This is a genomic window from Pseudomonas sp. BS3782 TE3695 (assembly GCF_050435305.1).
In the GTDB taxonomy this organism is placed as follows: domain Bacteria; phylum Pseudomonadota; class Gammaproteobacteria; order Pseudomonadales; family Pseudomonadaceae; genus Aquipseudomonas.
Genome location: NZ_JBNDKB010000001.1, coordinates 2,840,603 through 2,861,934, shown reverse-complemented (window position 1 = coordinate 2,861,934; position 21,332 = coordinate 2,840,603). Strand labels below are relative to the sequence as shown.

General features: G+C 59.7%; 17 protein-coding genes and 1 other RNA gene. 9 read left to right on the top strand and 9 right to left on the bottom strand.

The window, feature by feature from the left end:
- The first annotated feature begins 121 nt into the window (after positions 1 to 121).
- From ccoG to ABH909_RS13125, 8 genes are all read left to right on the top strand, one after another.
- Positions 122 to 1,537 carry a cytochrome c oxidase accessory protein CcoG gene (gene ccoG / locus ABH909_RS13160; RefSeq protein ID WP_429433654.1) on the top strand — a complete coding sequence of 472 codons (1,416 nt, stop codon included), beginning with the start codon at positions 122 to 124 and terminating at the stop codon, positions 1,535 to 1,537.
- Positions 1,538 to 1,548: 11 nt separating this feature from the next.
- Complete coding sequence (locus tag ABH909_RS13155) at positions 1,549 to 2,088, top strand: FixH family protein (RefSeq protein WP_429433651.1); 540 nt, start codon at positions 1,549 to 1,551, stop codon at positions 2,086 to 2,088.
- 186 nt (positions 2,089 to 2,274) lie between these two features.
- On the top strand, positions 2,275 to 4,725 hold the full coding sequence (locus ABH909_RS13150) for a heavy metal translocating P-type ATPase (RefSeq protein WP_429433649.1): 2,451 nt from the start codon (positions 2,275 to 2,277) through the stop codon (positions 4,723 to 4,725).
- A gap of 22 nt (positions 4,726 to 4,747) precedes the next feature.
- Positions 4,748 to 4,966: a cbb3-type cytochrome oxidase assembly protein CcoS gene (gene ccoS / locus ABH909_RS13145; RefSeq protein WP_429433646.1), complete on the top strand. Its 219-nt coding sequence runs from the start codon at positions 4,748 to 4,750 to the stop codon at positions 4,964 to 4,966.
- Positions 4,959 to 5,642, top strand: coding sequence for a sulfite exporter TauE/SafE family protein (locus ABH909_RS13140; protein WP_429433644.1), 684 nt, complete (start codon positions 4,959 to 4,961; stop codon positions 5,640 to 5,642). The genes ccoS and ABH909_RS13140 overlap by 8 nt, the downstream gene beginning before the upstream one ends.
- A gap of 171 nt (positions 5,643 to 5,813) precedes the next feature.
- Positions 5,814 to 7,196, top strand: a complete 1,383-nt coding sequence (gene hemN / locus ABH909_RS13135) for an oxygen-independent coproporphyrinogen III oxidase (protein ID WP_429433641.1) — start codon at positions 5,814 to 5,816, stop codon at positions 7,194 to 7,196.
- A 93-nt stretch (positions 7,197 to 7,289) separates the two neighbouring features.
- Positions 7,290 to 8,024, top strand: coding sequence for a fumarate/nitrate reduction transcriptional regulator Fnr (gene fnr / locus ABH909_RS13130; RefSeq protein WP_095634260.1), 735 nt, complete (start codon positions 7,290 to 7,292; stop codon positions 8,022 to 8,024).
- A gap of 79 nt (positions 8,025 to 8,103) precedes the next feature.
- Positions 8,104 to 8,652 (top strand): adenine phosphoribosyltransferase, encoded by a 549-nt coding sequence (locus ABH909_RS13125; RefSeq protein ID WP_183679107.1) that lies wholly within the window; start codon positions 8,104 to 8,106, stop codon positions 8,650 to 8,652.
- Between the two features lie 137 nt (positions 8,653 to 8,789).
- Here the strand turns inward: ABH909_RS13125 and ABH909_RS13120 are convergent, their stop codons facing one another.
- From ABH909_RS13120 to ABH909_RS13100, 5 genes are all read right to left on the bottom strand, one after another.
- Positions 8,790 to 9,938, bottom strand: coding sequence for an acyl-CoA dehydrogenase family protein (locus ABH909_RS13120; protein WP_429433637.1), 1,149 nt, complete (start codon positions 9,936 to 9,938; stop codon positions 8,790 to 8,792).
- Between the two features lie 153 nt (positions 9,939 to 10,091).
- On the bottom strand, positions 10,092 to 10,694 hold the full coding sequence (gene recR / locus ABH909_RS13115) for a recombination mediator RecR (protein WP_429433635.1): 603 nt from the start codon (positions 10,692 to 10,694) through the stop codon (positions 10,092 to 10,094).
- A 286-nt stretch (positions 10,695 to 10,980) separates the two neighbouring features.
- Entirely contained in the window at positions 10,981 to 11,319 is a 339-nt protein-coding gene (locus tag ABH909_RS13110) for a YbaB/EbfC family nucleoid-associated protein (protein WP_007905413.1), read from the bottom strand.
- 67 nt (positions 11,320 to 11,386) lie between these two features.
- Positions 11,387 to 13,471 (bottom strand): DNA polymerase III subunit gamma/tau, encoded by a 2,085-nt coding sequence (gene dnaX / locus ABH909_RS13105; RefSeq protein WP_429433632.1) that lies wholly within the window; start codon positions 13,469 to 13,471, stop codon positions 11,387 to 11,389.
- A gap of 172 nt (positions 13,472 to 13,643) precedes the next feature.
- Positions 13,644 to 15,344: a putative bifunctional diguanylate cyclase/phosphodiesterase gene (locus tag ABH909_RS13100; protein WP_429433629.1), complete on the bottom strand. Its 1,701-nt coding sequence runs from the start codon at positions 15,342 to 15,344 to the stop codon at positions 13,644 to 13,646.
- Positions 15,345 to 15,761: 417 nt separating this feature from the next.
- On the opposite strand from ABH909_RS13100, the gene ABH909_RS13095 reads away from it, so the two are divergent.
- On the top strand, positions 15,762 to 16,088 hold the full coding sequence (locus tag ABH909_RS13095; RefSeq protein WP_429433626.1) for a helix-turn-helix domain-containing protein: 327 nt from the start codon (positions 15,762 to 15,764) through the stop codon (positions 16,086 to 16,088).
- A gap of 171 nt (positions 16,089 to 16,259) precedes the next feature.
- Here the strand turns inward: ABH909_RS13095 and ffs are convergent.
- The 4 genes from ffs to zipA all read right to left on the bottom strand — a co-directional run bounded on the left by ffs (position 16,260) and on the right by zipA (position 21,292).
- Positions 16,260 to 16,356: signal recognition particle sRNA small type (gene ffs / locus ABH909_RS13090), an RNA gene on the bottom strand.
- 201 nt (positions 16,357 to 16,557) lie between these two features.
- Positions 16,558 to 17,721: a zinc-binding metallopeptidase family protein gene (locus ABH909_RS13085; RefSeq protein ID WP_429433624.1), complete on the bottom strand. Its 1,164-nt coding sequence runs from the start codon at positions 17,719 to 17,721 to the stop codon at positions 16,558 to 16,560.
- A 206-nt stretch (positions 17,722 to 17,927) separates the two neighbouring features.
- Positions 17,928 to 20,285 carry an NAD-dependent DNA ligase LigA gene (gene ligA / locus ABH909_RS13080; RefSeq protein ID WP_429433621.1) on the bottom strand — a complete coding sequence of 786 codons (2,358 nt, stop codon included), beginning with the start codon at positions 20,283 to 20,285 and terminating at the stop codon, positions 17,928 to 17,930.
- Between the two features lie 155 nt (positions 20,286 to 20,440).
- Positions 20,441 to 21,292, bottom strand: coding sequence for a cell division protein ZipA (zipA, locus tag ABH909_RS13075; RefSeq protein ID WP_429433618.1), 852 nt, complete (start codon positions 21,290 to 21,292; stop codon positions 20,441 to 20,443).
- Positions 21,293 to 21,332: the final 40 nt, after the last annotated feature.

Genomic DNA, 21,332 nt, shown 5'->3' with positions numbered 1-21,332 from the left:
CCAAAGGTCGCACCCTTGCACTAGAGCTACAGGCGTATCATTGCGCCACTGCAACACCTCTTTTTGACCCCGGTCGGCACGTACTGACCGAGGCATTTTTCCACTGCCGTGGGATGCAATGATGAGCAATCAGATTCCGGTACACGACGTTACACCGCCTGCCAAGAACGCGAACAACAGCGTCGACCTCTACGCCTCTCGAGAAAAAATCTACACCCGCGCCTTCACTGGTCTGTTCCGCAATTTGCGGATGATTGGCGGTGCCGGGCTGTTTCTGTTGTATTTCGGCACGGTGTGGCTGAACTGGGGCGGTCATCAGGCCGTCTGGTGGAACCTGCCGGAGCGTAAATTCTTCATTTTTGGCGCGACCTTCTGGCCTCAGGATTTTATTCTGCTCTCGGGCATTCTGATCATCAGTGCCTTCGGCCTGTTTTTCATAACCGTGTATGCCGGTCGGGTCTGGTGTGGCTATACCTGCCCGCAAAGCGTCTGGACCTGGATTTTCATGTGGTGCGAAAAGGTCACCGAAGGCGACCGCAACCAGCGTATCAAGCTCGACAAGGCGCCGATGAGCGCCAACAAATTTTTGCGCAAGTTCAGCAAGCACACGATGTGGCTGCTGATCGGCTTCGTGACGGGCCTGACCTTCGTCGGTTACTTCTCACCAATTCGCGAACTGGTGATCGATTTCTTCACCGGCCAGGCGGATGGCTGGGCGTATTTCTGGGTTGGATTCTTCACCCTCGCCACTTATGGCAACGCCGGCTGGTTGCGCGAGCAGGTGTGCATTTACATGTGCCCGTACGCACGCTTCCAGAGCGTGATGTTCGACAAGGACACGCTGATCGTTTCCTACGACCCGCGCCGTGGTGAAAGCCGTGGCCCGCGCAAGAAAGGCATCGATTACAAGGCTCAAGGTCTGGGTGACTGCATCGATTGCACCATGTGCGTCCAGGTCTGCCCTACCGGTATCGACATTCGCGACGGCCTGCAAGTCGAATGCATCGGCTGCGCGGCGTGCATCGACGCCTGCGACAGCATCATGGACAAGATGGATTACCCGCGCGGCCTGATCAGCTACACCACCGAGCACAACCTGTCCGGGCAAAAAACCCATAAACTGCGTCCACGCCTGATTGGCTATGCCACGGTGCTGCTGGCGATGATCGCATTGCTGGTGACAGCATTTTTCATGCGCTCACTGGTCGGTTTCGATGTCAGCAAAGACCGCGTGTTGTACCGCGAGAATGCTGAAGGCAGGATCGAAAACGTCTACAGCCTGAAGATCATGAACAAGGACCAGCACGACCATACCTATGTGCTCGAAGCTACCGGCCTGCCGGACCTCAAGCTGCAAGGCAAGCGCGAGATCAAAGTCGCCGCCGGGGAGATTTTCAGTCAGCCGGTGGAACTGTCCAGCGCACCGGAACAACTGCCGTCGAGCACCAACGAGGTGACATTCATCCTCAAGGATGCCGACGACGCCAACGTCCACGTTGAAGCCAAGAGCCGATTCATCGGCCCACAAATTCGTTGAGAGAAGTGATCATGCCCGCAGCAACTGCCGCAAGTCCCTGGTACAAGCATCTTTGGCCGTGGATCATCATCGCCATCCTGGCTTGCTCGGTGACCTTGACCCTGTCGATGGTGACCATCGCGGTGAACAACCCGGACAACCTGGTCAACGACAATTATTACGAGGCCGGCAAGGGTATCAACCGTTCACTGGACCGTGAACTGCTGGCCCAGACCCTGCAACTGCGTGCCAGTGTGCATCTGGATGACGTGACCGGAGAAGTCGACCTGCGCCTGAGCGGCAACAGCCAGCCGAACACCCTTGAACTGAACCTGATTTCACCGACCCAGCCGGAGAAGGATCGCAAGATCACCCTGGCCCGCAGTGAAACCGAACAGGGTCGTTACATTGGTCAGTTGAGCGACAAGATTGACGGTCGTCGCTTCGTCGAACTGCTGGGTGTGCAGGATGACAAAATCTGGCGCATGTTTGAAGAAGAACAGGTCAGCCATGCCAAGGATCTGTTGCTGGGCGATGAGCCGCTGCAAGGCGCGGAAGACCTGAAGAAATAAGCCTTACCCTGATCGTTTCCACGCTCTGCGTGGGAACGCAGCCAAACCCTGTAGGAGCTGACGAGTGCAACGAGGCTGCGATCTTTTGATCTTGCCTTTGTGTTTACGCCGAAAAGATCGCAGCCTCGTTGCACTCGACAGCTCCTACAGCAATGAGGCCCTCCCGGACGATATAGATTTCACCTCATGACCAGTCCAACCCCCTGCTACCACTGCGCCCTGCCCGTCCCGGCCGGCAGCCGCTTCACCGCCGCTGTACTCGGGGATACCCGCGAGTTCTGCTGCCCAGGTTGCCAGGCAGTGGCCGAGGCCATCGTGGCCGGTGGGCTGGAAAGCTATTACCAGCATCGCAGCGAAGCCTCGGCCAACCCTGAAGCCTTGCCGGTGCAGTTGGTGGATGAGCTGGCACTGTACGATCGCGCCGACGTGCAGCAACCTTTTGTCCGCCATGAAGGCGAACTTGCCGAAACCACCCTGTTGATGGAAGGCATCAGTTGCGCCGCCTGCGGCTGGTTGATCGAGAAACACCTGCGCGCCTTGCCGGCGGTGGCCGAAGCACGCTTGAACCTGTCCAACCACCGCCTGCATGTGCGCTGGGCCGACGCGCAATTGCCGCTGAGCCAGGTGCTCAGCGAATTGCGCCACATCGGTTACGCCGCCCATCCTTATCAGGCCGACCGCGCCAGTGAACAACTGGCCAGCGAAAACCGCCTGGCGCTACGTCAACTCGGTGTCGCCGGGCTGCTGTGGTTCCAGGCGATGATGGCAACCATGGCCACCTGGCCGGAATTCAACATTGACCTCAGCCCCGAGCTGCACACTATCTTGCGCTGGGTCGCGCTATTTCTGACCACGCCGATCGTGTTCTACAGTTGTGCGCCGTTTTTCAAAGGGGCGATGCGCGACTTGCGCACCCGTCACCTGACCATGGACGTCTCGGTGTCATTGGCGATCGGCAGCGCCTACATCGCCGGGATCTGGACCTCAATCACCGGGGTCGGCGAACTGTATTTCGATGCGGTGGGGATGTTTGCACTGTTCCTGCTGGCCGGGCGTTATCTGGAACGTCGCGCCCGGGAACGCACCGCCGCCGCGACCGCACAATTGGTCAATCTGTTGCCCGCTTCCTGCCTGCGGCTGAGTGCCGACGGCCAAAGCGAACGGATTCTGCTCAGCGAATTGCGCGTAGGCGATCAGGTGCTGGTACATCCCGGCTCGATCTTGCCGGCCGATGGCAAGATCCTCGACGGTCAATCGAGCATCGACGAATCCCTGCTCACTGGCGAATACCTGCCACAACCACGGAGGCCGGGCGATGCTGTCACCGCCGGCACCTTGAACGTTGAAGGTGCGTTGACCGTGGAAGTCCTGGCGCTGGGTCAGGACACGCGACTGTCGGCCATCGTCCGCTTGCTGGATCGCGCCCAGGCCGAAAAGCCACGGTTGGCGGAAATCGCCGACCGCGCCGCGCAATGGTTTTTACTGTTGTCACTTATCGCGGTGGCTGCCATTGGCCTGGTGTGGTGGGAACTGGATTCTTCGCGGGCGTTCTGGATCGTCCTGGCGATGCTGGTTGCGACGTGCCCGTGCGCCTTGTCGCTGGCCACGCCAACCGCCCTCACCGCCGCCACCGGCACGCTGCACAAGCTCGGCCTTTTGTTGACGCGCGGCCATGTGCTTGAAGGTCTGAATCAAATCGACACGGTAATTTTCGACAAGACCGGCACCCTCACCGAAGGTCGCCTGGCCTTGCGTTCGATCCGGCCACTGGGAGCCTTGACCAGCGATCAAGCCCTGAGCCTCGCCGCCGCTTTGGAAAACCGTTCCGAGCACCCGATTGCCCGGGCTTTTGGCCGCGCGCCGCTGGCCGCCGAAGAAGTTCACAGCGCGCCGGGCCTGGGCCTTGAGGGGTTGGTCGGCGCACAACGCCTGCGCATTGGCCAACCGGGGTTTGTCTGCGAACTCAGCGGCGCTCAAACGCCAGTAATGCCCGATGAGCCTGGTCAATGGCTGCTGCTCGGCGACAGCCAGGGGCCACTGGCGTGGTTCGTACTCGACGACCGGTTGCGCGCCGACGCGCCCGCCCTGTTGGCGGCCTGCAAGGCTCGCGGCTGGCGCACGTTGCTGCTGTCTGGCGACAGCTCGCCGATGGTCGCCAGCGTCGCGGCCGAATTGGGCATCGACGAAGCCCGAGGCGGTTTGCGTCCGGACGATAAATTGCAGGTGCTGCAACAACTGCACAAGGAAGGTCGCAAGGTGTTGATGCTCGGTGACGGGGTCAACGACGTACCGGTGCTCGCCGCCGCCGACATCAGCGTGGCAATGGGTTCGGCCACCGACCTGGCGAAAACCAGTGCCGACGCGGTGCTGCTGTCGAATCGCCTCGACGCGCTGGTGCAAGCCTTTAGTCTGGCCCGTCGTACCCGTCGGGTCATCATCGAGAATTTGCTGTGGGCGGCGCTGTACAATGGCCTCATGTTGCCGTTCGCCGCCCTCGGCTGGATCACTCCGGTTTGGGCGGCGGTTGGCATGTCGATCAGTTCGTTGACCGTGGTGTTGAATGCCTTGCGCCTGACTCGCCTGCCGAGCGCGCCGGCTGCCGGCACCACGCCAGAAACCCGCCCGCTGCCGGCCTGAGCCCCGCGGGCATGGAGTCCAGATGCCAGCTCTCTACGTGATGATCCCGGCCGCACTGCTGATCGTGGCCATCGCTATCTATATCTTCTTCTGGGCAGTCGACAGCGGTCAGTACGACGATCTCGACGGCCCGGCCCACAGCATCCTGTTCGACGATCAGGATCCGAATCACACGGCAGCAGTCGACGAGGCCGGCGGCCATCCGGCCAAACCGGACGACAAGGCGCCGCCCCATGCTTGAGTTGGCGCCACTGCTGGTGTCTGCGCTGATCCTCGGCTTGCTCGGCGGCGGGCATTGCCTGGGCATGTGCGGCGGCTTGATGGGCGCGTTGACCCTGGCGATCCCCAAGGAACAACGCAGCCGACGCTTTCGACTATTGCTGGCTTACAACCTGGGGCGCATTCTCAGCTACGCCGCGGCCGGCCTGCTGATCGGCCTGGCCGGTTGGGCCGTGGCCAATAGCCCGGCGGCGATGTTCATGCGCATTCTCGCCGGGTTGCTGCTAATCGCCATGGGCCTTTACCTGGCTGGCTGGTGGAGCGGCCTGACCCGTATCGAAAGCCTCGGTCGCGGCCTGTGGCGGCATATCCAACCGGTGGCCAACACATTATTGCCCGTGTCGAATCTGCCCCGCGCCCTGCTGCTGGGCGCCTTGTGGGGCTGGCTGCCATGCGGGCTGGTTTACAGCACATTGCTGTGGTCGGCGAGCCAGGGCAATGCGCTGGACAGTGCATTGCTGATGCTGGCATTCGGCCTGGGTACGTGGCCGGTGCTGCTCGCCACAGGGCTTGCCGCCGAGCGCGTCACGGCGCTATTGCGCAAACGCAGCGTCCGTATGACCGGTGGCTTGCTGGTGATGGTGTTCGGCATCTGGACCTTGCCGGGGGCGCATCAGCATTGGTTGATGGGGCATTAAAAAAAAGCAAAGATCAAAAGATCGCAGCCTTCGGCAGCTCCTACGCGCCTGTGGGCGCCGCCGAAGGCTGCGATCTTTTGATCTTGACACCCGTTGATGCAAATCAAGATGCCCCAAAGCCGCAACCCCTAGACTCGCCGACACTGCCAGCCTATCCGGGGGAATGCCCGCATGCTCGACACTATTCGTTGGGACACAGATCTGATCCGCCGTTATGACCTGGCGGGACCGCGCTATACCTCGTACCCGACCGCCGTGCAATTCGACAGTCAGGTCGGCACCTTCGACCTGTTTCATGCACTGCGCGACAGCCGTAAAGCCCTGCGGCCGCTGTCGCTGTATGTGCACGTGCCGTTCTGCGCGAATATTTGCTACTACTGCGCCTGCAACAAAGTCATCACCAAGGACCGTGGCCGTGCCCTTCCCTATTTGCAGCGCCTGGAACAGGAAATCCAGCTGATTGCCTGCCACCTCGACCCGACGCAAAAAGTCGAGCAACTGCATTTCGGCGGTGGCACACCCACTTTCCTCAGCCACGACGAATTGCGCCAGTTGATGGCTCAGTTGCGCAAGCATTTCAATCTGCTGGACGACGACTCGGGCGACTACGGCATCGAAATCGACCCTCGCGAAGCTGATTGGTCAACCATGGGCCTGCTCCGGGAATTGGGTTTCAACCGGGTCAGCATTGGTGTTCAGGACCTCGATCCGGCGGTACAACGGGCGGTCAATCGTCTGCAAAGCCTGGACGAAACCCGTGCGGTGATCGACGCGGCCCGGACCCTGCAATTTCGCTCGATCAACATCGATCTGATCTACGGCCTGCCGAAGCAGACGCCCGAGAACTTCGCCCGCACCGTCGACGAAGTCATCAGCCTGCAGCCTGATCGGCTCTCGGTATTCAACTATGCCCACCTGCCGGAACGCTTCATGCCGCAACGGCGGATCAATGGCAATGATCTACCGGCACCGGCCCAGAAGCTGGAAATGCTGCAGCGCACCATCGAACAACTGACGGCCGCCGGTTACCGCTACATCGGCATGGACCATTTCGCCCTGCCTGACGATGAATTGGCGATTGCTCAGGAAGAATCGACGCTGCAACGCAACTTCCAGGGCTACACCACCCACGGCCATTGCGACCTGATTGGCCTGGGCGTATCGGCGATCAGCCAGATCGGCGATTTGTACTGCCAGAACAGCAGCGACCTGAACCAGTACCAGAACGCGCTGGCATCCGCGCAACTGGCTACCAGCCGAGGCCTGATATGCACCGCTGACGATCGCTTGCGCAGAGCCGTGATTCAGCAGTTGATTTGCCATTTCAGCCTGGAATTCCTGGAAATCGAGCGAGTCTTCAATATCGATTTTCGGGGCTATTTCGCCGACCTTTGGCCACAGCTGTTGAATATGGCCGAGGATGGGCTGATCGAGGTGGACAACGAGCGGATCACCGTGCTCCCCGCAGGCCGGCTGCTGGTGCGTTCGGTGTGCATGGTTTTCGATGCGTATCTGGAACACACCAATCGTCAACGCTTTTCCCGAGTGATCTAAGGCCTTGCGGTTAAATTGTCGCAGGCTGGCCCGAATGTCCTCCCGTGAGTTACCCTTACGGCTTATGTGTGTTTTCCCACAAGGATTAAAGAAATGTCCGAGCCAGTAAAACTGCGCGCTCATAACCAGGCTCATTGCAAGGATTGCAGCCTGGCTCCTCTGTGCCTGCCACTTTCTTTGAACCTGGAAGACATGGATGCGCTGGACGAAATCGTTAAACGGGGTCGACCGCTGAAAAAAGGCGAGTTCCTGTTTCGCCAAGGCGAGACGTTCGATTCGGTTTATGCAGTACGCTCCGGCGCCCTGAAGACTTTCAGCCTGAGCGATGGCGGCGAAGAGCAGCTCACTGGCTTCCATCTACCAAGTGAATTGGTCGGTCTGTCGGGCATGGACACTGAAAAGCACCCGGTCTCGGCGCAAGCCCTGGAAACCACTTCGGTGTGCGAAATTCCTTTCGATCGCCTCGACGAACTGGCCCTGCAACTGCCACAACTGCGTCGTCAGTTGATGCGGGTGATGAGCCGCGAGATTCGCGACGATCAGCAAATGATGTTGCTGCTGTCGAAGAAAACCGCCGATGAGCGCATCGCCACGTTCCTGGTCAACCTGTCGGCCCGTTTCCGCGCCCGGGGCTTCTCGGCCAACCAGTTCCGGTTGAGCATGTCGCGCAACGAAATCGGCAATTACCTGGGCCTGGCGGTGGAAACCGTGTCGCGGGTATTCACCCGCTTCCAGCAAAACGAACTGATCGCCGCCGAGGGCAAGGAAATACATATCCTCGACCCGATCCAGCTCTGCGCCCTGGCCGGCGGCTCACTCGACGGCTGATGCTGGCGATGGCGGCTGAGCGAAACGGTTCAGCCGCCGTTATACTGCGACGTTTGCAGCCCGCCAGGACACTTCGACGATGGTCTTCGACTCCTTCGACATCAAATCCCTGATCCGCCCCGTGATCGACTTCCCCAAGCCGGGCGTGATCTTTCGCGACATCACTCCGTTGTTCCAGTCCCCCACGGCCCTGCGCCTGGTGATGGACAGCTTCGCCCATCGTTACGTCGAAGCCGACTTCACCCACATCGGCGCCATGGATGCCCGTGGCTTCCTGATCGGTTCAATCCTGGCCTATCAGTTGAACAAACCACTGGTGCTGTTCCGCAAGCAGGGCAAACTGCCGGCCGAGGTATTGGCCGAGGGTTATCAGACCGAATATGGCGAAGCCTTTCTCGAAGTCCACGCCGACAGCCTGTGCGAGGGTGACTCGGTGGTGATGTTCGATGACCTGATCGCCACCGGCGGCACGCTGATCGCGGCGGCGAACCTGATTCGGCGCATGGGCGCGCGGGTGCATGAAGCGGCGGCAATCATTGACTTGCCGGAGCTGGGTGGCTCGCAGCGGCTGGAAGACATGGGGATCCCGACGTTTTGCCTGACGCAGTTTGCATTAAGCGATAAGTAAGCCGGTGTCTGCACCGACGCCTTCGCGAGCAAGCCCGCTCCCACATTGGATCTCTTGCGTACACAAATTCTGTGAACGACAGAGGCCCAATGTGGGAGCGGGCTTGCTCGCGAAAGCGTCAGCCGCAACACTGCAGATTAGAGCCCAATCTGCTTACTGATGATTTCATTCATCACTTCCCGCGTTCCCCCACCAATCGACAAAATCCGATTATCGCGATACAGCCGCTCCACCAGGCTGTCACGCATATAACCCAGACCACCCAGAATCTGCACGGCATCGTTGGTAATGCGATCAGCCGTGTCGGTGGCAAAATTCTTCGCCATGGAAATCTCCTTGATCACGCTCTGCCCCGCGGCCATTTTCGCCGCCTGGCGGTAAGTGAATTCCCGCGACACCTCCAGCGCCGTGGCCATTTCCGCGAGACGGTGCTTGAGCACCTGGAACTTGCCGATGGGTTTGCCAAAGGCTTCACGCTGGCGAGCCCATTTCAGGCTTTCCTCCAGCGCTAACTGCGCGGTCATGTTGGCCATCAGCGCCAGAGCCAGGCGCTCACTCTGGAAGTTGCCCATGATGCAGGCGAAGCCCATGTTCTCGGCCCCGATCAGATGGCTAACCGGCACCCGGCAATCATCGAAAAACAATTCGGCGGTGTCTGACGCCCACCAGCCCATTTTCTTCAACTGACGACCGACGTTGAAACCGGGTGCGCCCTTCTCGATCAGCAGCAAACTGATGCCGCCAAAACCCGGCTCGCCGGTGCGCACCGCGACGGTATAGAAATCTGCACGAATGCCGCTGGTAATGAAGGTTTTACTGCCGCTGACCCGGTAAAAGTCGCCGTCCCGCACGGCGCGGGTTTGCAGGTTGGCGACGTCGGAGCCGCCGCTGGGCTCGGTGACAGCCAGGGCGCTGATCTTCTCGCCCGCCAGCACCTGAGGCACAACGCGATCGCGGACTTCGGGCCTGGCCCACTTGAGGATCGGCGGCAGACCAATGTCCAGCGAGCCCAGCCCCGCGACCAGACCACCGGAACCGCAGCGCATCAGCTCTTCACTGGCGGCGATCTTGGCAAACAGGTCCCCTTCATGGCTACCGCCCAAGGCTTCGGGATAACCAATACCCAGAATCCCCGCCGCGCCGGCCTTCAGGTAGAGTTCGCGAGGAAAGCTCTCAGCTTCTTCCCACTGGTTGATGTCCGGAAGAATCTCACGCTCGACGAAACGTCTGACGCTGTCGCGGACCAATTGATGGCTGGGGTCGAAGTATTCCTGAAAGGCAGGCATCGGCGAGCTCCACTGAAGGTTCAGCGAAGTTAACCGAGCGCTTGCTTGGTTATCAATAGAAGGAGTGGCGGAAGATCAAAAGATCGCAGCCTTCGGCAGCTCCTACGCGCCTTTGGGCGCTGCCGAAGGCTACGATCTTTTGATTTTAAGCGGTTACAGCGAAATCGGCTTACGCCCGGCAAACGAATGCGCCAGTGTCCCGCCATCCACCAACTCCAGCTCGCCACCTAACGGCACGCCATGGGCGATGCGCGAGGCGATCAGGCCTTTGTTGCTCAGCAACTGGGCGATGTAATGCGCTGTTGCCTCACCTTCCACGGTCGGGTTGGTCGCCAGAATGACTTCAGCGAACGTGCCCGCCTCTTCGATCCGCGCCATTAATTGTGGAATGCCGATGGCCTCCGGCCCTAATCCGTCGAGCGGCGACAGATGGCCCTTGAGCACGAAGTAGCGACCGCGGAAACCGGTTTGCTCCACCGCATAAACATCCATCGGACCTTCCACCACACACAGCAAGGTATCGTCACGGCGTGGATCAGCGCATTGCGGGCACAGATCGTCTTCGGTCAGCGTGCGGCACAAGCGGCAGTGGCCCACTCCTTCCATGGCCTGGCTCAGCGCCTGAGCCAGTCGCAAACCGCCGCTGCGATCACGCTCAAGCAGTTGCAACGCCATGCGCTGGGCAGTTTTCTGACCCACACCCGGCAAAATTCGCAGGGCATCGATCAGTTGGCGAATCAAAGGGCTGAAGCTCATGGGGAAAAATTCCGACATAACAACGAGACGCGGTTTATACCCGCGCCTCTGTTTAGCGTCAAATAACAGCGTCAATTACTCAGTCCACGCAACCCGCCCTACCTTTCATTGTGGCGAGGGAGCTTGCTCCCGCTGGGTCGCGAAGCGGCCCCGAAAAGAGGGACTGCTGCGCAGCCCAGCGGGAGCAAGCTCCCTCGCCACAGGGATCAACAAAAACCAGCCAAAACAAAAATGCCAGGCGCGATGCCTGGCATTTTTTGTAACCCGTCCAACGCGCGCAGGCGAATCAGAATGGCAGTTTCATACCCGGTGGCAATTGCATGCCAGCGGTCACGCCGGACATTTTGTCCTGGCTGTTGGCTTCGATCTTGCGCACCGCGTCGTTGACCGCTGCGGCGAATACCGCTTCCAGCATTTCCTTGTCGTCTTCGCTCAGGCCTTCGACCAGGCTTGGGTCGATGGTTACGCGCTTGACGTCATGACGACCGGTCATCACCACGGTGACCATGTCGCCACCGGCTTTACCGGTGACTTCGGCGTTGGCCAGCTCTTCCTGCATCTTGGCCATTTTTTCCTGCATCTGCTGCGCCTGCTTCATCAGGCCGGCCATGCCACCTTTCATCATGGGAATCACCTCAAAAGTACTTGGATAAATACAGCGCCCGGCGAATGTGGCCAAGCGCCTTCAGTTATTAGCCCTGACTGACCAGGGCCTCGACAGGTTCAATAGTATCGTGACGGACCACCGCCTCGAACTGCTGCATCATTTGCTGGATGAACGGATCGCCATGGATCGATTCCTCGGCCTCGCGCTGACGGTTGGCACGACGACGGGACGAGGCCTGAGCCGGGGTTTCCTGCTCGGGCTTGATCAGCTCCATGTTCAGGGTCAACGTGCGCCCGTGAAACTGGTTCAATGCATCGTTGAGGCGACGTTGCTGCGTCGCGTTGAACAACGCGCTGTGGGCCGGATCCAGGTGCAACAACCAATGGTCGCCATCGACGGCAATCAGCGTGCAGTTGGCGGCGATGCTGGCGGTCATGCCGGATACCGGCAGTTTCGGGAATATCTCCAGCCATTGCAGGGCAAGACCGGTGGCCGGCATCGCGGCCGGTTCTGGCTCGGGTTCCGGCGCAGGTTCGGCGGCATGCTCACTGGCCAGCTCGTCGAGATAGCTATAAGCCGAATCCATGTCCGGCTCGATGTAATCTTCGTCCAGCGGCGGCTCGTCGTCCTGATCCAGGCCTGGTGTAGCGGCATCGACTTCAGCCACGGACGGTTCCGGGATCGGCGCAGCGGCCCATTGCGGCGCATCCGGCACCACACTGTCCGGGGTCGGCATGGGCATCGGTGGCAATTCGGGTTGCTCGCCAGCCGTTTCCAGCACCGGCTCGACGGCGGGCTGCTGGACAGCTTCGGGCTCTACCGGGTCGTTCCACGGCAGATCGACGACCTCTTCGACCGCTACGGGTTCGACAACAGGCTCGGGCTCGGGCTCAGGTGCAATTACGGGTGCGACCGGCTCAGGCGCAGTGACCGGGGCTGGTGCAACTACAGGCGCAACCGGCGGTGTAACGGCCGTAGCGACTACCGGCGCAACAACCGGCGCGGCAGCCACTGAGTTTGCGGAATCAACTGTGGCCTGGCTGATCCCCACTGTCTTTAGCGGTTGCCTCGGTGCGTCCGCGGTGTCTGCCGGCCGGAACGCGAGCATTCGCAGCAGGACCATCTCGAAGCCACCGCGCGGGTCCGGCGCCAGCGGCAAATCCCGCCGACCGATCAGGCCCATCTGGTAATAGAACTGAACATCTTCGGCCGGCAGCGCCTGGGCCAGCGCCAGCACCCGATCACGGTCGCCATGACCATTGTCGACACCTTCAGGCAGGGCCTGGGCGATGGCGACACGGTGCAGCACGTTGAGAATTTCCGAGAGCACGCCGTTCCAGTCCGGGCCTTGTTCGGCCAGATGACGCACGGCTTCGAGCAGCGCCTTGGCATCGCCTTCGATCAGCGCATGCAAAACGTCGTAGACCTGGCCGTGATCGAGAGTACCGAGCATGGCCCGCACGTCGGCGGCCATGACCTTGCCTTCACCGAAAGCGATGGCCTGATCGGTCAGGCTCATGGCGTCGCGCATCGAACCGTCGGCGGCGCGACCCAGCAGCCACAGCGCGTCGTCTTCGAAAGGCACGTTCTCGACGCTCAGCACGTGGGTCAAATGCTCGACCACCCGCTCCGGGGTCATGTTCTTCAGGGAGAACTGCAGGCACCGAGAAAGAATCGTTGCCGGAAGTTTCTGCGGGTCGGTAGTGGCCAGGATGAACTTGACGTAGGGCGGCGGCTCTTCAAGGGTTTTCAACAGCGCATTGAAGGAATGGCTGGAGAGCATGTGCACTTCGTCGATCAGGTAAACCTTGAAGCGCCCGCGGCTCGGCGCGTATTGCACGTTGTCGAGCAGCTCGCGGGTGTCTTCGACCTTGGTCCGGCTCGCGGCGTCGATCTCGATCAGGTCGACGAAGCGGCCTTCATCGATTTCGCGGCACACCGAGCACTCGCCGCAGGGAGTCGAAGTAATACCTGTTTCACAGTTCAGGCATTTGGCGATGATCCGCGCGATGGTGGTCTTGCCGACCCCGCGGGTACCGGTAAACAGGTAAGCGTGATGCAGCCGCTGGCTGTCCAAGGCATTGATCAGAGCCTTGAGCACATGGGTCTGGCCGACCATTTCGCCGAACGAGCGCGGACGCCATTTACGTGCAAGAACCTGATAACTCATCGAAAACCGTCGCAACGAAGGAACAGAAGCGGCTAATGCTAGCGGAGCAAGGCCAAAATTGCATCCGGTGTGCTCGTCTATTCTGGCCAAGCTGCACTTTAAGGGGGCTTTTATGAGTTGCTGAAAATGAAAATTCCGGGAGATCGATGACGTCATCCGGCTCTATACCGGCTCAAGCTGTCTGCTCGAGTGCCTGCCATTGCGAGGGGGCGATAAACCCCGCCACCCAGGCCGGCACCTCCGCGGGCGGCATCGGGCGACTGATGAAGTACCCTTGAGCGACCTCGCATCCCAGCCGCAACAGCAATTCACCGTGCTCGATGCTTTCCAGCCCCTCGGCGATCACCTGCCGACCGAACGCCCGGGCCAGGCCAATCACCGCCGTGGTCAGGGCCAGGTCATCACGATCATTCAGAATGTCGCGCACGAACGATTTATCAATCTTGATGGTTTGGGTTCGCAATCGCTTGAGGTAGCTCAGGGACGAGTAACCCGTGCCAAAGTCACCCAGGGAAAACTGCACCCCCAACGCCTGACAGGCCTGCAAACAGGCACTGACATGCTGGATATTCTCGATCGCCACCGACTCGACGATTTCCAGATCGAGCATCTGCGGGGCGACCTGGGCATGTCGAGCGAGTAACTCCCTGAGCCGCTCGACGAAATCGGCGCGCTGAAAATGTCGCGCCGCGATATTGATACTGACCGGCCAGCCCTGCCCCGCTTGCTGCCATCGGTGCAATTGCGCCAGAACCTGATCCATCACCCACTCACCGATATCGATGATCAGGTCGGTGTCCTCCACCAGTGGCAAAAATTCCCGTGGGGGCACCATGCCGTTTTGTGGATGCTCCCAACGCAACAACGCCTCGAACCCGACGACCACGCCACGACGCATGTTCACTTTGGGCTGAAAGTGCAGGCGTAACTCACCGGCGAGCAGCGCCTGACGTACCCGCTCGACCGTCTGGTGAGTGGCCTTGACCTCCTGATCCCGCGAGACATCGAATAGATGAAAGCGGTTTCGCCCGCGCTGCTTGGCCACATACATCGCCTGATCAGCGTGGCGCAGCAGGGTTTCGGCATCTTCGTTATCGTGGGGAAACAGGGTGACGCCGATACTGGCAAACACATTGATGTCCTTGCCGTGCAGTGTGTAAGGCGCAGAAATCGCTCCCAACACTCGATTCAGCGCCGCACGCAACTCCTGCAGATCACGCACATAACGTAACACCAGCACGAACTCGTCACCGGCCAGTCGCGCCACGACGTCTTCGCCGCGCACAATGTCGCGTAAACGCTTGGCCACTTCCACCAGCAACATATCGCCACTGGCGTGACCGTAACCGTCGTTGACCGCCTTGAACCCATCGAGGTCAAGCATGCACACCGCCAACGGAATGTTTTCCTGCCGGGAGAATTCCAGCGCCTGATCCAGCAAATCCGACAGAAATGCGCGGTTGGGCAGCCCGGTCAGCACGTCATGGCCGACCCGCCATTGCAGAGATTGCAGCAGTTGGCGTTTTTCGCTGATATCGAAACGAATCGACAAGTATCGATGGACACGCCCGGTGGCATCATCGAGCACCGGCACCATGGTGCTGTCGACCCAGTACAAGCTGCCATCCTTGGCGCGATTACAGATTTCGCCCTTCCAGATATTGCCCAAGGCGATGGTGCGCCACATGACGGTGAAAAAGTCGGCGGAGTGCAAGCCGGAGTTCAGCAGGCGATGATTCTGCCCCAGCAGTTCCTCGCGGCTGTAGCCGGACACGGCGCAAAATTGATCGTTGACGTAGGTAATCCGGCCGTCGAGATCGGTCTCGGAAAAAATCGCGGCGGCATCCACGGCCCTGCGGTATTTCTCATCCATGAGTCAGGCTCACTGTCGCTAGCGGTGGTACCGCTCGACCAGCGCAGGATGCCCGGAAGAGATGTTTTGAGACGTACTGCGCAGAGACACGTTATCACTCCATGAACAGCATTTGATGGCCCTCCGGCCTCCCCGAAATTCAATCAGGCTCAAAGGCCTCGGGCAAGGTAGCAACACCGACTCTGGTAACATTTTCGCGAGGCTTCAGACCGTCAGCGGGCCCTGCGTAAACCGGCAAGGAACGCAATGCCGGCTGTTTCATATCGCCTAAACTTCAGAAAGCAGATCACCCAAAACCCTTTCGAAGGGGCGATTCTACGAAATGCATCACATTTTGCAAAGCAAGGTGATGGATCATGCGGTTGCCTAATGCAAAAATCTATCGTTAAGTTCTTGATTCTAAATGGGAATTGAGCGATGCAAATTTCAAGTTTGGGTCCAGCCATCCGACGCTACCGCAAGGTCGCAGGGCTTACTCAGGCTGAACTCGGCGAAAAAACCGGTTTTGACCCTAAAACCATCAGTCGCTTCGAAACCGGCACCTATACCCCCAGCGTGGAAGCATTGTTTTTGCTTGCCGACGTGCTGGGCGTGAAGCTGAAAGCCTTTTTCGCAGATCTGGAAGACGAAGATGAACAGCGGGCATACCTGTTCAACGTCATACACAAAGCCACCCCGAAGGATCTGGGAAAGCTGATCGCAGCGGTTGACCAGGCCTTGTCCAAGCCTAGTGCCAGTAAATGAAAAAAGGAGGCCGATCTGTCGAATGCGACAGATCGACCTCCTTTTTTGTATCCCACGCTTTAATTCGGAAACGACGAAACGCCGCCCTGGATGAGCTCCATGGCAGGGGGAAAAAACAGTATTTTTAGATCGAAAACACGAAAGAGGGTTCGTGCTGCGTTATGGAGGCAACCCCACCAGCCACACCCCGGCACACAATGTTCCCGCTGTGGCTGCTTCCTTCCGGATCTGACCAGGTTCACGGGTAATCGTTGCGGGGGGACCGATGGGGTCACCATAACGACGCTCACCTGACGGCGAGCCGCGCCATTGTACCTATCTGAGACGAAGTTACAACCATTCGGGCAGATTAAAAAATATGAGCCGCTTCAAGGACATGCGCCGGACTTTAAAGATCGCAGCCTTCGGCAGCTCCTACAGGTGTACGCCGATCCATGTAGGAGCTGCCGCAGGCTGCGATCTTTTGATTCTATTGCGCCAACACCTCGTCCGCCCTGCCGCCCTCTTGCTGGATCACCAGATGAATGAAGTGCAACTTGGCAATCACTGCCGGCGGTAGGACGAACGGATAGAAATCCGGCTGGCCCATGCTGCGTGACAATTCGTTGAGCATGCCGGCCAGTTCGATCCATGCGTTGACGAACGACAGGAACGCCGGGCCGCCGGGGTGCTGCGGGTCGTATAACGTGCTCGGTGGAAATGGCCGGTAATCGAAATCCATTTCCTGCGCACTCATGCCAAACCCCAGTGCAGTATCCACGGCATCCATCATGTGCAGGTAGTGAGCCCAGGTTTCGGCCCAGTCTTCCCAAGGGTGCATGGTGGCGTAGGCGCTGACGTAATAGTGCTGCCAGTCGAGCGGAGCGCCTTGCTGATAATGCCGCTCAAGGGCCTCGGCGTAGCTTGCTCGTTCGTCGCCGAACAAATCCCGAAACGGGTCCAGCCAATGACTGTTGGCGACCAGACGGTCCCAGTAATAATGCCCAACCTCGTGACGAAAGTGACCGAGCAGCGTGCGATACGGCTCGTGCATCTGCACACGAACCTGCTCGCGATGAGCGTCGTCGGCTTCCTTGATATCGAGAGTGATCAGACCGTTGGCGTGCCCGGTGATCGGCGGTTTGCCTTCGAGGTCGATACCGATGAAGTCGAAGGCCAGACCGATGTCTTCGTCCATGGATTTCGGAATGACGGGCAGTCCCAGGCTGATCAACTGCGCCACCAGACGACGCTTTGCGATCTCCACTTTGTGCCAGCGCTGGTGATTCTCGGGAATCGACAGATCGGGGATGGTGCGATTCAGGCTACAGGCAATGCACAACCCATCGTGATCATTGGCCGGCAGTAGCCAGTTGCACGCCGCTGGAGAATCGAGATTGGCGCAACGGCGGAACACTCCAGCCTCGGGATCGGCATCGAGCAACCAGGTATCCGCTTGCGGGCCGGGCTGCAACGATGACAAGCGACTCTGCTGCGGCTGATAGCCCAGCGCTGCCGAACAGGCCAGGCACTGGCTGTTGCGAAAGAACAGCGACTGCCCACAGCGGCAATGCCAGACCTTGCTGTTGCGCGAACGCTCGCCCATGAAAGGTGCGGCGATGCGTGAACTGAGCTGTTCGAAGAAGCGGTACATGGCGATCTCTCCTTGGGCCTGCCAAGACTAGATCATTCCTCCGCCATGATCGTTCCACGTTCTTTGTGGCGAGGGGGCTTGCCCCCGTTCGGCGGCGAAGCCGTCGCAAAACCTGCTTGCACGGTATGTCTGACAGATCGCGGTTGCTTGTTTTAGGGCCGCTACGCAGCCCAACGGGGGCAAGCCCCCTCGCCACAGGTCCTGCACTAGATCGAGATGTTGTATTCCTTCAGACGCGCCACAAACGCCTCTTCATCCAGCACCTTCAACCCCAGCTCATTGGCCTTGGCCAACTTCGATCCCGCGCCCGGCCCGGCGACCACGCAATGGGTCTTGGCCGACACGGAACCGGCCACCTTGGCACCGAGGCTTTCAAGTTTGTCCTTGGCGACATCGCGACTCATCAGCTCCAGCGAACCGGTCAGCACCCAGGTCTGCCCCGCCAGCGGCAACCCTTCGACGACTTTTTTCTCGCTCTGCCAATGCATACCGAAATCGCGCAGTTGCTTTTCGGCCGCCTCGGCGAGTTGACGATTTTCAGTCCCTGCAAAGAACTCGCGAACCGACGTCGCCTGTTTTTCCGGCAGCGCCTGGCGCATGTCCAGCCAATCAGCGCTCATCACCGCTTCGAGCGAGCCGAACTTGTCTGCAAGTTTCTGCGCCCCGCCCGGCCCGACCGATGGAATGTGCAATTTATCGAGGAAGCCGCCCAGCGTGGTACTGGCGGAAAATTCGGCACCCAGCTCGCCCTGATCCTGAATCTGCAGACCGTGCTTGAGCAGATCCGCGATCACCTGCCGGTTGTGCGCATCTTCAAAGAAACTGTGAATCTCGTATGCCACTTCCAGCCCGATATCCGGCAAGTACGTGAGCACCTGCGGCAACGCCTGCTGAACCCGCTCCAGCGAGCCGAGAGAACGGGCAAGGACCTTAGCCGTCTCTTCGCCGACATCGGGAATGCCCAAGGCGTAGATGAAGCGCGCCAGACTCGGCCGCTTGCTGTTTTCGATGGCGCCGAGCAGGTTCTTGCTCGACAGTTCGGCGAAACCTTCCAGGTCGACGATCTGCTCGAACGTCAGGGCGTAGAGGTCAGCCGGCGAACTCACCAGGCCTTCGTCCACCAGTTGCTCGACGCTCTTCTCGCCCAGCCCTTCGATGTCCATGGCGCGGCGCGAGACAAAGTGAATGATCGCTTGCTTGAGTTGTGCACCGCAGGCCAGTCGCCCCACGCAGCGGTACACCGCGCCTTCGCTGATGGTCTCGCGGCCCTTGCTGCGCTTGACCAGTTGCGTGCGCTCGACATGGGAACCGCAGACCGGGCATTGCTCGGGAATCTGCACTGGCCGGGCATGCTCCGGGCGGCGCTCGGTGACCACTTGCACCACTTGCGGGATCACATCACCGGCGCGGCGAATGATCACCGTATCGCCAATCATCAGGCCCAGCCGCGCCACTTCATCCATGTTGTGCAAGGTCGCATTGGCCACGGTGACACCCGCAACCCTGACCGGTTTCAAGCGTGCCACCGGCGTCACGGCACCGGTGCGACCGACCTGGAATTCCACATCAAGCAGCTCGGTAAGTTCTTCCATGGCCGGGAACTTGTGGGCAATCGCCCAACGCGGTTCGCGAGCGCGGAAACCCAGTTCACGCTGGGACGCAATACTGTTGACCTTGAACACCACGCCGTCGATTTCATACGGGAGCGCATTGCGACGCTCGCCAATGTCACGATAGTAATCCAGGCATTCTTCGATGCCGTGTGCCCGTTTCAGCTCATGGCTGATCGGCAGGCCCCAGGCTTTGAGTTGCTGCAGATTGCCGATGTGCGTGTCGGCAATGTCCGCCGAAATCTGGCCGATGCCGTAGCAGCAGAACTCCAGCGGACGGTTGGCGGTGATCTTCGAATCCAGCTGCCGCAAACTGCCCGCCGCCGCGTTACGGGGGTTGGCGAAGGTCTTGCCGCCGACTTCCAGTTGTGTGGCGTTGAGCCGTTCGAAACCGGCCTTGGACATGAAGACTTCGCCACGCACTTCCAGGGTCGCCGGCCAACCGGTGCCATGCAGCTTGAGCGGGATATTGCGCACGGTGCGCACGTTGACGCTGATGTCTTCACCAGTGGTGCCATCGCCGCGTGTGGCGCCGCGCACCAGCACGCCGTCCTGATAGAGCAGACTGACCGCCAGGCCATCGAGCTTGGGTTCGCAGCTGTACTCCACCGCTGCGCCACCGCTAAACAAATCGCCGACGGGCAAGTCCAGCCCTTCCGTTACCCGGCGATCGAATTCGCGCATGTCAGTTTCTTCGAAGGCGTTGCCCAGGCTGAGCATTGGCACTTCATGACGCACCTGGGTGAACGCCGACAACGCCGCGCTGCCGACACGCTGGGTCGGCGAGTCGCTGGTGATCAATTCGGGATGGGCCGCTTCCAGGGCCTTGAGCTCTTGGAACAAACGATCGTATTCGGCATCCGGAATGCTGGGCTCATCCAGTACGTGGTAACGATAGTTGTGCTGATCGAGCTCGGCGCGCAGCTCTAGAATGCGGTTTTTGGCGGCGGTCATGGGTGTTCTCTCATAAAGCAAAAGAGCAGCCGAGGCTGCTCTATCTCATATCTTCAAGATCAAGAGATCGCAGCCTCGTTTCACTCGACAGCTCCTACAGAAAATCGCGAACCCTGTAGGAGCTGTCGAGTGAAACGAGGCTGCGATTTTTTGACTTAACGCTTCTGGGTCAAAGCGCGACGCTCGAACTCGACGATGCGCTGACGGTAGTGCTCAATCGTTTGGGCAGTCAGTACGCTGCGCTGGTCGTCTTTCAGTTCGCCGTTCAGCTCCTGGGACAGTTTGCGAGCCGCAGCCACCATCACGTCGAAAGCTTGCTTGGGATGACGCGGGCCTGGCAGACCGAGGAAGAAGCTCACCGCCGGGGTGCTGAAATGATCGATATCATCCAGATCGAAGACACCGGGCTTGACCGCGTTGGCCATGGAGAACAGGACTTCGCCGTTACCGGCCATGCTTTCGTGACGGTGGAAAATGTCCATCTCGCCGAAACGCAGACCGCTTTCCAGAATGTTCTGCAGCAGCGCCGGCCCCTTGAAGCCAGCCGGGTCACGGCAGATCACGCTGATCACCAGCACTTCTTCGGCTTGCGGCTGATCTTTCTCGGCCGAGCTGGCAGGCTTGGAGTCATCCGGGAAATCGTTGTCACGACTGTTGAAGCTCGGGCCGCCATCCAGATCCAGGTTGAGGTTCAAGTCGCCTTGCGACGGCTCGCCATGGCCACGCTTGCCGCGTTTGGAACCCGACTCGCGAGGTTCACGGGCAGGCATGCTTACCGACGGCAGATCATGCTCGTCCAGTTGCGGTTCTTTATGGGTATCCAGCACGCGGGGCGGGCCCAACAACTCGGCGCTGGTGTCCTCATCCGGCAAATTGGACAAACTTCGGTCAAGACGGAATTTCAGTTTCCCCTTGCCGCCGCGCATGCGACGCCAGCCATCGAAAAGAATACCGGCAATGACAATAATGCCGATGACGATCAGCCACTCGCGCAGACCGATTTCCATGTAATCCCGTGCCTCTATAAAAAATGCTGAAAAATAAGGG